Origin of the sequence: Thermoactinomyces daqus, assembly GCF_000763315.1 — a bacterium.
GTDB classification, from domain to species: Bacteria; Bacillota; Bacilli; order Thermoactinomycetales; family Thermoactinomycetaceae; genus Thermoactinomyces_A; species Thermoactinomyces_A daqus.
This window is the reverse complement of the sequence record NZ_JPST01000021.1, coordinates 22,494-36,062: the sequence shown is the minus strand read 5'-3', so window position 1 is coordinate 36,062 and position 13,569 is coordinate 22,494. Positions and strand designations below refer to the sequence as shown.

The following is a 13,569-nucleotide window of genomic DNA, read 5'->3' as shown; positions in this document are numbered from 1 at the left end:
TAAACGCGAACTCCAAGAGTAATTATAGGGAGAGTATCCGGGAAAATCAACAAAACTTTATTCATTTCGCGTACTTTTGTGGTATCTTAACAAAAGAAGAAAATTATAATGAGGTTCGATATAAGGGGGAAGGCCATGATTTTAAACAGAGTGATAGAATTGAGAAAGCGAAAAAAGTGGTCACTGCAATATACGGCCGACCAGCTGGGAATCGCCAAAAGCACCTATGCCGGATACGAATCAGGATATCGCCGTCCCTCATTGGAAGCGATCAAATTAATGGCTGATCTGTTTGAAACCTCGGTCGACTATCTGCTCGGCCGTGTAGATACAGAAACTTTTCATCCCGAGAAAGAAAACATACAGGAACTCGAACTCACCCAATTATCCGAAATCAAACTGACAGTAGACGGCAAACCCCTTTCGGACGGGGAAATAAACCAGTTAATTGCCTTTATCAGATCAAAGCGGGAAATCGAAGGCTTGCAGACTCCTGATGCGCAAACGCAAAAAAATTGGTAAATCCCTCTGTCAAAGACGCATCTCCACCGCTAAGCAAGGGTTTTACTGCTCGCAAAAATCTAAATCGTTCGCTTTTGTCCGTCAATGATCCTTTCAAAAAATTCCGATGCAACGCAGCTGCATCCGCCCTGTTCAAGAAGCGGCGGTACAGGAACCCTTCCCGCGTATGTTCTCTGGAAATAAAAAAATGACTTGAGCCCAAAAAGGAGTCTCAAGTCATTTCGTGTTTATAACGGAAATCCAAGAGCGGTTTTACCGGAAAAACCCGGTGACCCCCCTGAAGGGGGCATCACCAACCTACGCGGATAATCAAGCCTTTGGGATCATTTACTTCAAGATAGGAAGCTTGTCCGTTCACATCGTCGTAGGCAAAGCCGTAGGCGAGATGATCAATGCTGTGATCATGCCAAAATTTGGCGTAGTAGTTGGCCGGAGCTGCCTGATAATAGCGGCTGACATTGTTCCAGTCGCTTTCCGTGTAGACATGGCGGTTGATGGCAGCACAGGTTTGCGCATCGGAAGCAGCTCCGTCGCACCGTAAAATATCTTGTGTGGGTAAGTTGGAATAGCCGGCAAAGTAATTGGCATTGGGCCCGCCCGCTGCAAAGGAGCCGTGAATGGGGGCCACGATCCGGTAAGGAGCTTGCACCGTAGCGAGCGACTTGAATTCAGAAGGAACTTCATTGACAAATTTTTCGAACAATCCTGAACGGGTTTCCGTTTCCAATTCGCCCACTGTCCGGTCATATGAGCCGGATTTGTTCACAAGGCGATGCTGAATGGGGAAGCCGAATCCATCCACCCGCGTTGTGTTTCCATGATATCCCGAATCATTGACGGTAAATTCGACAAAATCAAAATAAACATCACGGTTGGGATCAGTTGGATTGTTGATATCGGGACCGGCAAATCCGTTGTCATATGTTTTGATGTAGCAGGGGGAGCCAACACACAAGAACATTCTCCCGGAGGTGATTTTGGGTAGATTTATCCATTCTGCGTCACTGATTTTATGGTAAATGTTCGCATAATTGTTCCCATTTTTCGTCAAGTGACCGGGAGCATCATTCAAGGCAGTGGAAATAGGTTGCAGGTTGCCGTTTAAATCCAAGTAACTCCAACGGCCGGTGGATGGATCGATGCCCAGAACCCCCCAATAGATTTGGTCATCGGCATAAGCTCCGTTCGTTCCATTCATGACCTTGACGGACAGCACCCCGTTTCCGGTCGGGAACGGGATGGACGAGGCGGGAATCGAGTAGATGGAATTGGAGACAGCCGCGGTGGACTGCGGTATGGACGGGAATATTACCAGTGAAGTGATGATCGCACACAAAGCAACGATTTTTTTAACCATTCGCAAGACCTCCTGTCGGACATGGATTTAAGATGCATAACGAGGACGGCCGGGAAACTCTCAAATCCATAATGTTATTAGAAAAAAACGAACTTCCACACCCCCTTTCAGGTTGGAAAATTAAATTAATTAATAATATTATTTCATATAATTTTATTTATTTCAATAATTAATTTATGAATTTAACCCCAATTCGGTCTTTGTGCATTCATGAAGAGCTTAAACAAGCTGTCCTGACCCTACAGACAGCTTGTTTCCTTCCCGCACATCAAAAAAATGTTCAGGAAATCATTAAGGCATTTAAAGCGTCATTTGTTTATGTACAGGACATCCGGCACATTTTATTGAAAATTCACGATCATCCGGCCTTATTGATCTTCCCTGATGGGAAGCCATCCCGGAATTGCTGAAAAACCTTCCCACATGGGATCGGGAATGACCAATTTTTCTTTATCTTGAGCGGACAAGCTTTTACGAATTGCATTGACTCTCCCTTTTTGCACTTTTTGAACCCATTCAGGTTCGACAATCAGTGCACGGCCCAGCGCTACCAATGGAATCCCTTTTTCCAATGCTTGCAGGACCTCATCCGGATGCCAGACAGACCCCACGCCGATCAACGGGATCTTGTCACCAATGCGCTCATGGATACGAAGAAGCAAAGGTTCAGTTTCTTCTTTGTTGCGGATTGAACCTTTCCACAGTTCTCCGATCGAGAGGTGAATATAATCGAGATTTTCCTCTGCCAATTTATCAAGCAATTGAAAGGTATCTTCAATTGTAATCCCCGGCTCTTCCGCTTCCTCCGGTGAAATGCGATACCCGACAAGAAATGGATTTTTCGCATGTTTTTTTACCGTGTTTAAAACGGATTTCACGACGGCTAGCGGAAATCGCATTCTTTTTTCCAGCGTCCCTCCCCATTGATCTGTCCGTCGGTTTGAATACGGAGAAAAGAATTGTTGTATAAGGTACATATTGGCTCCATGAATTTCAACCCCGTCAAAACCCGCTTCAATCGCCCGACGTGTTGCTTCCCCGAAAGCTTTGATGACATTGTCAATTTCTTGTTCCGTCATTTCTCTGGGGGTAACGGTCCAATCCCTTGCTGCCCGAACAGCACTGGCACTTACCGGCGTTTCTCCTCCAATCGTCTGAGGTGAAACCATGCTCCCGCCATGAAAAATTTGCAAGATCGCTTTGGAACCTTTACCTTGAATGGATTTGGCCACTTTTCTCAGGCTGGGAATCATTTTGTCAGAATCCGCACTGAAACCTCCGGCAACGGCTTTTCCTATTTTTTCGACATAAGCACAGGCAGTAATGAGCGCGCCCGCACCGCCTGAACGTTTTTCATAAAACGCAAGCTCGTCCTGTGTAACCATTCCGTTTTCAAATGCCGAAGCAGTTGTCAACGGAGCCATCAGAATACGATTGCGAATGGTAATTCCGGAGGGAAAAGTAAAGGGTTTGAAAATCGGCTCGTATTTTTTTATCAACTGTTAAACCTTCCTTTCACGAGTAACGGAGTACATCCCCTGAGCAAACAATAAAGGGTTCAATGTACCGAACATTGAACCCGCAGCCTGTTGACAAAGATCCAAAGCAGGGGTCCCAATGTATTTGATGCTTCTCTTTTCTCCCGCTTCTTCGCCGCAAAGGTCGCAGCTGAAAAGCACTCGTCCCCTCTGCTTAATGGTGTCATCCTCCCCGCGGGGAAGCAGGGAACTTCCCCACAGGGAATTGAGAAAACCGGCAAAGGATTGGCCTATTTTTGCACGAAGTCAAATTGCTCCCATGTACTGGCCGTCGGACGGTTTGCCACCAGTACCGAATCCAGATTCAGATCCGCACTCAGATACTCGTTATTTCCAATATTTTTAAGTGCCTTTTTTCCGTTTGCCTGGGTTTCCACCTGGAAAGTTTCCCATGGTCCGACCGTTTCTTTATCGGCGTAGACGGAGCCATCCGGCTTGACGGAAACGTATTTGTAATCGGTCGAGGACAACAGCGCCACTTTGCCATTCCCCAGATCTTTGACTTCAAACATTTCCCACACGCTGGCACTATCGCGGTTGGCGCGGAGCTTGTGGTCACCGACAAACTTGTCCACTGTCACGAACTTTCCGTTGGCAGCCGCTTTCAAAGCAATGAAGTTTTTCGCGGGAGCTGGCTCATAATCATTGTTTTGGCGCTGATAAACCCGGACATAATCAATTTTGTAATCTTGCGGGAAGATGGTGGTGTTATCCGGGGAACCAGGCCAATCCCCGCCCACGGCCAAATTCAGGATGATAAAGAAATTATGGTCAAAGACCCACTTGCGTCCATCGAGATCTTGCGGCGTCCTTACCTGATACAATTGGCCATCCACATACCATCTGATCACATTTGGTTCCCATTCCACCGTATACGTATGGAACTGGGTGCTGATCGTGTCGGACGTGTCATGATAGGCGCCGATTCCCGTCGACCCGAAGTAATTGGGTCCATGCAGGGTTCCATAAACCGTGGATGGGGTTTTTCCCACGTATTCCATAATGTCCAATTCCCCGCAATCGGGCCAGCCTGCCTGACTGTAATTGCTGCCCAGCATCCAAAAGGCCGGCCACATTCCCTGCCCCTTCGGAAGTTGCGCTCTCATTTCGATTTTGCCGTATTTGAAATCAAATTTGCCTGAAGTGTTCAGTCTTGAGGAAGTATAGTTAAAGGTCCGACCATTGTATACCTGGTTTTCCCGTTTGGCTTCAATAACCAAATATTTGTTTCCGCTGTTGTTAGGATCACTTTCAAAATGAACGTTATTCGGGGTATAGAGTTGGAGTTCGTTATTGGGTCCGGGGCCGATTTCAAAATTCCACTTGGAACTATCAACGCTGTTGCCGTTAAATTCATCTCCCCAGACTTGCACCCATGAGCCGGCCGCTTCCGTCTGCTTGGGTGAAGTTGTCATAAACCCGCATGACAAGGTGGTTACCAGGGACAGGAAACATATTCCTGCAGAGAATGCCTTCTTCAAGAACATGCGTATACCTCCTTTTATGCCGGAAAAAATCAGAAAACAAGAAACAGGGTATTCCGAAAAGCGACTTGGATGTCAAACAGACGCATTCCCAAGTGGAGAAGCCTTCTTTGAAGATTGCAATTTCAGGTTGAATCGCATAAATATTCAAACAATCGCATCTGATCAACTTTCCGCGGGCATACGCGCTGCCACCCGTAAAACGTCTCTGACAAACGGATCATCAAAGCCTTACGGAGCCACCGTTATGGTGAAAGACTCCCAAGCGCCACCAACCGAACTGCGATTGGCGATCAACTCCGGCGAAGACTGGTTCAGATCAGCACATACATACATATTGTTCGCCAAAGCCCTCAGGGCATAGGTATTGTCACCCAGAGGCTCCAATTTGAATTTCTCCCACTGTTGAACGATATCTGCTGATGCGATCAGTTTTCCCTGCTGATTCAAATCCGCTTTCACATATTTATGGTTGGCCATCGACAGGAGGGAAACGGTTCCGTCCGGATTGTTGATGATTTTGAATTCTTCCCATTCCTTTACGGCATCGCGATTGGCAATAAGCGGATTGTTCCCGTAATTATCGGCACTCACATATTTGCCGTTGGCAACCGCTTTGATACTGTACACGGTTTCCGGAACGGGAGGTGCGGTTGTGTATTTTTTAACGATATTTTGGAGCGTTGTGTTGGGAGTGAAATTGTCTGTGCTGAATTTTTTCCATTTTTCGATGATGGTGCTTTTGCTGTCAGTATCCAAATTGGGAGACGGGTTGTTGTTGTTGATATAATAACCCCAGTTTCCGCCGCCCTTCACTTTATAACTCCAGTTGGTCCAAGATGCATTGAGGGCATTTAACCTGGAAAGCCATTTTTCATACAAATCGTTTTGACCGAATGAAAATTCACCGGCATATAAAGGTATGTTCCATTTGGCTTGGTAATTGGCCAGATCGGTCAGCCATCTCTCTATTTCAGAATTGGTCAAATTCCAGTCATCATAATTTGTAAAGTTATAATGATGTGTCTCGTAAACGACGTTGGTCCATCCATAGGTGGACGGCGGATAAGCCGCATACCAATCGAAGAAAGCCGCAATAATGAGAATGTGGTCCGGGTCGACCGCACGAACTGCTTGATAGAGCCGATTATAGAACTGCATCTTTTGCTGGATCTGGCTGGAGTTTTCTCCCTCCCCCATCGTGACCAGCGGTTCATTCAACAAGTCGTAAGCAGCTACAGTCGGATTTCCTTTATAATGCGCAGCCAGTCGCTGCCAAATTTGAACGGTCCAATCCTGGAAGGTGGCGTTCTTCCACAATTGATTGTAATTTTCGCGACCGCAGGATTGCCACGGACAATCGGCGCCGGGTGTACCATGAAGGTCCAGGATGACATAAATTCCGCGGCTTCCGGCTTCAGAAACAAGCCAGTCCAATTTTCTGAATGTGATGCTGTCCGGTTTCATCGTACCGTCCGTATTCATGAAATCTTCCCAATACATCGGTACGCGAACCACATTCATGCCCAAATTCTTGATATTGTCAAGGTCGCTCGCCTGAATCCAGGTGTCGTGGTATGCGTTCAGCAGCTCTTGCGTATCCGCCTCTCCGAAACGGCTAATCAGTTTGCGCCGCAAGGTGTACTCGTCAACCGCTCCTGCTGGCGACATCCAGTCTTCCCGCAACAGCCAACCTCCAAGGTTCGTCCCCCGCAAGTTGACTATGTCACCGGTACCGGAGTGATTCCGGATTACTTTCCCGCTGGCTTTCAGAAAGTCATCGGAATCAATTGCCGCGTTAGCCTTCGGGATTAAAGGCACTCCCATAAACGTCCCAATCAATATCGCCAGGCAAAGAATGCCCAATAGTGTTTTTTTCAACATTTTTCTCCCTCCCTTGTATAAGCTGGGCTGATGCTCTTTCCCATCGTCAATCTTTACCATGTGACGGTATAGCTTACTTTTTGATCACCAAACTGAATCGCATTTGGAACCGCTTGGGGATTGTTCTCATAGTCGAAAAAGATGTCAACCCAATATTGGGATTTTTGGGAAGCGAGATCCCCTCGCCCGGTTCTGTCCTGGTTTGACATGGAAATGGCGCTTCACTTTTACAATGACATCGGTTGAATCGAGCTGAATGAGTTGGGTGGGAATTAAAAACGCTTGATCCGTCTTTTCCGTGGAAGGTATTTCTTTTGTGATAAGGCCGTCGTGCATTGTGATGGCAAACGTTTGTTCAGAGGATAGATCTGCAAAGATGAAATTCCAATTTTTCCTTCTACCTTCAGACCCGGCTTTTTGCTTCTCGCCGTCATCCACGCTGGACATGACGAGGAGCTCCGCATGACGATCCCATGCTCTTGCCTTTTTCCGGGCAATTTGGTAAGCCTCTTTCAAGGAACACAACCCGTCCGTTGCACAAGGGTTCACTGACTTCTCCGCTTTCAGTTTTTGGCTGTACAGAAAACCGGCGGGAAGAACGGTCAGCGCCATTGCCGCCAACAGAATTCGTTTAACGCAACGCAATGCCCCCTCCTTTTATTTGTCTAGACAACATGATATTAGAATATTATCAATTATTATTATTTCAGTCAATATAAAATTATAAAAATTATAAATGTTAAATTCTGTGATTAATTACGAATCAAATTAATAAATGGTATTTGACCATTGACATCGGTCGTGCTTTATCATATTATTTGTTTGCGCAAACAAATATGCAGGAAGTGATGGTACATGATCGAGAACCTTTTAAATAGATGCCTCTACTTTACGACTCAAAGCCTGGCTCGCGAGATCAGAAAGATGGCGGAGGAAACTTTTGCTCCGATCGGCTTGTCCCCGACATACGCTTTTATCGTCCTTGTGGTGATTGAACAACCCGGTATTACCTCAACTGATCTGGGAAAAATATTACATGTCTCTCCTTCGACCGTCACGCGCTTTGTCGATAAATTGATTTTAAAAGGCCTGGTCGAGAGAAAAACGGGAGGGAAACTGTCGAAACTGTACCCTACCGAAGCCGGGGTGCAATTTCAAAGCAAAATTCAAGAATGCTGGGATGAGCTGCATAAAAGATATTCAGAAGTTCTCGGAAAAGAAACAGGCGATCTGCTGAGCAGTCAAATTGTGGAGGCAATGCGCAAATTAACCGAGTAAGATTTTTAATCACATATTTGTTTGTACAAACAATAAAAGATAGAAGGAGGAGACATAGATGAAAACGCTGGTGATCGTTGTTCACCCGAACATCGAATCCTCGCGAATCAATAAAAGATGGAAAGAAGCGGTTTTGAATGAACCGGGCATAACCGTTCACGATCTCTATGAAAAATACCGCAATCAACCCATTGATGTGGAATTTGAACAGCAATTACTCCTCGCCCACGATCGTATCGTGTTCCAGTTTCCGTTGTATTGGTACAGCAGTCCCCCGCTCTTAAAACAGTGGTTTGATGAAGTGCTTGCCTATGGCTGGGCTTACGGCCCCGGCGGAACCAAATTGAACGGTAAAGAATGGGTATTGGCCATTTCCGCCGGTGCACCTGAACATGCTTATCAAGCCGGAGGTTCCAATGCATTTTCAATGAGTGAACTGACCAGACCGTTCCAGGCATCTGCCAATTTTGTAGGCATGACCTTCCTGCCTTCCTTTGTCCAATATGACGCAAACAGAATCACTGACGAAGAAATTGCCCAAAGCGCAATCCGCTATGTACAGCATATTACCAATGTCGAATTAAACCCAAAGGCTCGCCTTCGCAACTAATAAAAATACTGAAGGAAAACCCGGAAATTAAGCTTACCAATCGAGCCCTCACCAGAGGGCTCTTTTCAACCAAATCATCTCAATAATCTCAATGATTTCACTCAACCGCCGATCCTTTTCTTCCTCCGTTTGCTTTGCGGCAACAATATGAATGGTCGTATTCCCGATCCGGTAAGTTCTGTCAAAGCCCGTTTCCCTCTCCCTCACATGGATCACCTCGGTAAATGGTATGCAAGAATGGCAAAGGGACAGCCATATAAATTAGAACAGAAAGGGAGGGAATCGTATGGATCGGGTTTGCATGTATCTTCGCAAGAGTCGCGCCGACTTGGAAGCCGAAGCCCGCGGAGAAGGGGAAACACTGGCGAAGCATAAAAAAACGCTGCTCCAGATCGCCGAGCAAAAAAGCCTGAACATCGTGAAGATCCGGCAGGAAATCGTATCCGGAGAAAGCTTGATCCATCGGCCCGAAATGATGGAACTTCTCAGAGAAGTGGAAAGCGGCTGCTACGATGCCGTTCTCGTCATGGACATGGACCGGTTGGGGCGCGGCAACATGCGTGAGCAAGGGATTATCTTGGAAACCTTCCAAAAGTCCGGGACAAAAATCATCACCCCCCGGAAAATATACGATCTTCAGGATGAATTTGATGAAGAATACAGTGAATTCGAAGCATTCATGGCCCGCAAGGAATTGAAAATCATTACCCGCCGGCTTCAGAATGGCCGGATCCGCTCTGTTCAGGACGGAAACTATGTGGGTACCCGGCCGCCGTATGGATATCAAATCAAAGAGGATCACTCCGGACGCTACCTTATACCAGATCCGGAGCAAACCCCCATTGTCAGGCAAATTTTTAATTGGTATACCGAAGATAGGCTGGGAACCGTAAATATTGCCAAACGACTGAATGAGATGGGCATTCCTTCTTACAACAAGACAAAGTGGAACTCAAACGGTGTTCTCAATATCATTCGAAATTCAGTTTACATTGGGAGAATTCAATGGAGAAAAATGGAGAGAAGAAAAACACCGGATCAGAGCGGTCGCAAATACCGGAAACGACCATATACCGAATGGATCGATGTGGAAGGAAAACATGAACCGATCGTTTCTATCGAAACTTTTAACAAAGCCCAGGAAATCCGGACCAAAAGAAGAAATTCACCCTATCATTATTCATTTAAAAATCCTTTGGCCGGTCTTGTTATTTGCGATCAATGCGGCGGTACGATGCTGTTGAAGTATTCGCGTTATAAGGTGGCTCATCTCATCTGCGACAATAAGAAAAGAGGAGGCGGTTGCAATAACAAAAGCAGCCGGCTCGATTATGTTGAATCCCGCCTGTTGGAGGCATTGTATGACTGGTTAAAGGCGTACAAGATCGAATTGAACCTGAACGAGGAATCTGCAAACCACGAAACGACGGCTTATGAACTGGCGATTCAAAACCTGTCACTGCAGCAAAGAAAACTGGAAACGCAAAAAAGCAACTTGCATGACTTATTGGAACAAGGCGTATATGATGTGCAGACATACATCGAGCGGTCAAACAGCATTGCTAAGCGATTGAAAGAAATCCGCGAAAAAATCCGGGAAAACAAAATGAAATTGGAAATGGAAAAGAAAAGGGAAAATGCAAAACAAAACGTTATTCCAAAAATCACTCATCTCCTGGATACGTATCATCATGTGGATGACCCGAAAGAAAAAAACATCTTGCTGAAAAGCGTCGTCGATCATTGCCTGTATCACAAGGAGAAGCATCAAAAAAACGATGAATTTACACTGATCGTTTATCCCAAACTGTAGTACCCATCGTACATACGTCAATAAACTCACGAAAGATGCAACGCCCGAGCAATTGCGGGAGGCGGGATTGGGAGAGCATTTTGTCGATCACGGCTATTCGCTTTTTTACCACAATGCGGCCGGCACCCCTTGGACAGCCACCATCCAGGCCAAAGGCGATCCGATCGCCGATTTGTACGAAGATATTGCGGCCGAGGAAAAGGCGCGGGCCACTTATCAGTGGTTGATCGACATCTCGGATGATCCGGATATCAACGACGCTCTCAAGTTTTTACGGGAACGCGAAGTGGTTCACTCGCAACGTTTTCGCGAAGCAGTAGAGCTGATTAAGGAGTATCAGGGGCAGAAAAAGTTTTTTTAGGTTCCTGTGCACACAGGTTCAAAAGAAATCCCCATCCGTTATGTGGATGGGGATTTGTTGTGTTCTGATTTCATCGTGCAAAATCATCCGGTCCACCAATTCATTTTTGGCCAACTGACATTAAAGGCGATTGCTTTCATTCATCACAGGTCAGTATTAGCAGTCATGATATCATAATATTCAGTAAATAAACAAGTTACGGCATTCCCTTGATTTGCCCTTCCATTCATCCTATAATAAAAAGGTAACAACGAAATGCAAAAACAATAAAAACCCAATATACATTATAATATATAAAATCTGCTGTGTCAAGGCTAAAAAGGTTAGAGAAAGGAAAGAAAAAATGGACAAACACGAGCAAGAATTGAGAGCCGAACAAAAACGTGTCCGCCATGTTGCAGAGAAAGCCGGACAGCGCCTCCGGCTTCTGAAAAAACAAATGGATCAGGTTAAGTCCAATGTGGTGGAAATCCGTAAAGGTTTTTGGGATGATGTGCGGGTTAACTTCGACGACCCGGAGGAAGCATTGGAAACAGCAACAGCCATCAAGCAGCAAGCTGAAGTGCCGGGACAAAGAGAGCGGTCGCACCAGCATATGCAAAAGGAACTGGATAAGCTGAAGCGGCTATGTTACTCCCCCTATTTCGGGCGCATCGATTTCCGCGAAGATGGAGAAAACGAAACCGATCGTGTATACATCGGCATCGGGTCGTTCCAAGACGAGAACAACCGTTTTCTCGTCTATGACTGGCGTGCCCCGATTTCCAGCCTTTATTACGATTTTTCCCCCGGGCCTGCCCAATATGAAACACCCGGAGGCATCCTGAAAGGCACGATGGAACTCAAGCGACAGTTCCTCATCCGGGACGGGGAGATCAAAGCGATGTTCGACACCGGTGTCATCATCGGAGATGAGCTTTTACAGGAAGTGCTGGGCAAGCAAGCCGATCATCAGATGAAAAGCATCGTCGCCACCATCCAGAAAGAACAAAACCGCATCATCCGCAATGAACGGAGCCGGCTCCTGATTGTTCAAGGTGCGGCGGGAAGCGGAAAAACTTCGGCTGCCTTGCAACGGGTTGCTTACCTCCTGTATCGGTATCGTGATCACTTGCGTCCGGAACAGATCGTCCTGTTCTCCCCCAATCCCCTGTTCCAGTTATGTTTCTACGGTTCTCCCCGAACTGGGTGAAGAAAACATGGCACAAACCACATTTCCGGAACTGCTGGAGAAGCGTCTGGGGCATTCGTTCCGTCTGGAAACCCCGTTCGAACTGATGGAATACATCCTGACCAAGGAAGGCGAGCCCGGCTATGCCGCCCGGATGGCAGGGATTCGCTTCAAGTCGTCGCTCCAGTTTATGGAATTGATTGACCGCTATGTTTCCCATCTCGGCCAAACCGATCTGCTGTTCCGGGATGTGAAATTACGCGGCGAAATCATTATTCCCAAAACGAAGATCAACGAGCATTTCACCTCACTGGATCCGAAGCTGCCCATTCCCAACCGGTTGCAGTTGGTAGCGGAACAGCTGCTCGCCGCATTGGCGGAAAAGGCGAAAGAGGAACGGCACAAACCCTGGGTGCAAGAAGAAATCAACTACATGAGCCAGGAGGAATACCAAAAAGCCTATAACCGTTTGCAACAGGCCAAACGTTACAGCGAAGATACGTTTGATGACTTTCAGCGCGAAGAGGAACTGTTGTCCACCCGGGTGGTCGACCAACATTTCAAACCCTTGCGCAAATCGATCAAACAACTGCAGTTCGTTCGCTTCCTTGATATTTACAGACAGTTATTCACAGACCCGGAATATGTCCGCTGCTTTTGGCCCGACTTTCAGCCCCCGCGGCACTGGACGGAGATTTGCCGGCAAACGTCCAGTCGATTGCAGAAGCGAACCCTGGCTTACGAAGATCAAACCCCTTTTCTCTATCTCAGGGAACAATTGTCAGGGTTTCATGTCAACCGCTCCGTCAAACATCTCTTTATCGATGAAGCGCAAGACTATTCCCCGTTTCAATTCGCCTATTTGAAAAAACTGTTTCCCCTGAGCAAAATGACCATACTCGGGGATTTGAAACAGGCCATCTTTTCTCACACTGACAGTGAACTGGAAACTTTCCAAAGTTTAACTTTCCTGTCGGACGGGGAGGAAATCGAGACCATTGTGCTGAACCGGACCTACAGATCAACAAGGCCGATCGTGGAATTCACCCGGGCGATGATTCCCGGAGGCGAGGCCATCGTTCCTTTCAATCGGGCCGGAAAAAAACCGACAGTCACCCAACTGGCTGACAAGGCTGCGCTTCGGGAAGCGGTCCGAACACAAATCCGGGAACTTCTGTTGGCACAGCATCAGACTATCGCTGTCATCGGAAAAACAGCCGCCGAATGCCAAGAGATTTATCAGTCGCTCAAACCGCACTTTGACATCCAACTCATCCGTGAGGAAACTGCCGCCTTCAAGCCCGGAATCATCGTCATCCCCTCCTATTTGGCCAAAGGGATCGAATTCGATGCGGTCATCATCTGGAACGCTTCCGAACAACAATATCATGCCGAAAGCGTGCGAAAACTTTTTTACACCGCGTGCACTCGGGCCATGCATGAACTGCATCTTTTCACACCCGGCAAGCCCAGCCCCTTTATCCTCGATGCGTCGCCGGAAACTTATGATCTGCGCATTAAGGCATAAAAAAGCAGGCTCCCTTGCTTCAA

10 protein-coding genes and 2 pseudogenes are annotated in these 13,569 nt (G+C 46.8%); 6 read left to right on the top strand and 6 right to left on the bottom strand.

The features are described from left to right. Window positions 1-135: 135 nt before the first annotated feature. Complete coding sequence (locus tag JG50_RS0110115) at window positions 136-522, top strand: helix-turn-helix domain-containing protein (RefSeq protein ID WP_052154183.1); 387 nt, start codon at window positions 136-138, stop codon at window positions 520-522. A gap of 289 nt (window positions 523-811) precedes the next feature. Here JG50_RS0110115 and JG50_RS0110110 read toward each other — a convergent pair whose 3' ends face one another. The 5 genes from JG50_RS0110110 to JG50_RS0110090 all read right to left on the bottom strand — a co-directional run bounded on the left by JG50_RS0110110 (window position 812) and on the right by JG50_RS0110090 (window position 7,430). Further along, window positions 812-1,879 (bottom strand): glycoside hydrolase family 64 protein, encoded by a 1,068-nt coding sequence (locus tag JG50_RS0110110; RefSeq protein ID WP_081943841.1) that lies wholly within the window; start codon window positions 1,877-1,879, stop codon window positions 812-814. A 368-nt stretch (window positions 1,880-2,247) separates the two neighbouring features. Beyond that, the gene (locus JG50_RS0110105; RefSeq protein ID WP_033101007.1) at window positions 2,248-3,378 is read right to left on the bottom strand and encodes an NADH-dependent flavin oxidoreductase; all 1,131 of its coding nucleotides are present in this window, start codon (window positions 3,376-3,378) and stop codon (window positions 2,248-2,250) included. A gap of 269 nt (window positions 3,379-3,647) precedes the next feature. Next, on the bottom strand, window positions 3,648-4,904 hold the full coding sequence (locus tag JG50_RS0110100; RefSeq protein WP_033101006.1) for a family 16 glycosylhydrolase: 1,257 nt from the start codon (window positions 4,902-4,904) through the stop codon (window positions 3,648-3,650). A 228-nt stretch (window positions 4,905-5,132) separates the two neighbouring features. Then, entirely contained in the window at window positions 5,133-6,785 is a 1,653-nt protein-coding gene (locus JG50_RS0110095; RefSeq protein WP_033101005.1) for a cellulase family glycosylhydrolase, read from the bottom strand. A gap of 144 nt (window positions 6,786-6,929) precedes the next feature. Further along, complete coding sequence (locus JG50_RS0110090) at window positions 6,930-7,430, bottom strand: hypothetical protein (RefSeq protein ID WP_033101004.1); 501 nt, start codon at window positions 7,428-7,430, stop codon at window positions 6,930-6,932. Window positions 7,431-7,640: 210 nt separating this feature from the next. On the opposite strand from JG50_RS0110090, the gene JG50_RS0110085 reads away from it, so the two are divergent. Together JG50_RS0110085 and JG50_RS0110080 are read left to right on the top strand one after the other, a co-directional pair. Next, on the top strand, window positions 7,641-8,063 hold the full coding sequence (locus JG50_RS0110085; RefSeq protein ID WP_033101003.1) for a MarR family winged helix-turn-helix transcriptional regulator: 423 nt from the start codon (window positions 7,641-7,643) through the stop codon (window positions 8,061-8,063). Window positions 8,064-8,121: 58 nt separating this feature from the next. Continuing rightward, window positions 8,122-8,673: an NAD(P)H-dependent oxidoreductase gene (locus JG50_RS0110080; protein ID WP_033101002.1), complete on the top strand. Its 552-nt coding sequence runs from the start codon at window positions 8,122-8,124 to the stop codon at window positions 8,671-8,673. 48 nt (window positions 8,674-8,721) lie between these two features. On the opposite strand, the gene JG50_RS20085 is transcribed toward JG50_RS0110080, so the two are convergent. After that, window positions 8,722-8,880 carry a hypothetical protein gene (locus JG50_RS20085; protein WP_160173847.1) on the bottom strand — a complete coding sequence of 53 codons (159 nt, stop codon included), beginning with the start codon at window positions 8,878-8,880 and terminating at the stop codon, window positions 8,722-8,724. Window positions 8,881-8,959: 79 nt separating this feature from the next. Between JG50_RS20085 and JG50_RS0110075 the strand changes: the two genes are divergently transcribed. The 3 genes and pseudogenes from JG50_RS0110075 to helD all read left to right on the top strand — a co-directional run bounded on the left by JG50_RS0110075 (window position 8,960) and on the right by helD (window position 13,546). Continuing rightward, entirely contained in the window at window positions 8,960-10,486 is a 1,527-nt protein-coding gene (locus tag JG50_RS0110075; protein WP_033101001.1) for a recombinase family protein, read from the top strand. A 10-nt stretch (window positions 10,487-10,496) separates the two neighbouring features. Continuing rightward, window positions 10,497-10,847, top strand: a pseudogene (locus JG50_RS0110070) (manganese catalase family protein); the annotation flags it as partial. A 343-nt stretch (window positions 10,848-11,190) separates the two neighbouring features. Beyond that, a pseudogene (helD, locus tag JG50_RS21085) lies at window positions 11,191-13,546 on the top strand (RNA polymerase recycling motor HelD). Window positions 13,547-13,569: the final 23 nt, after the last annotated feature.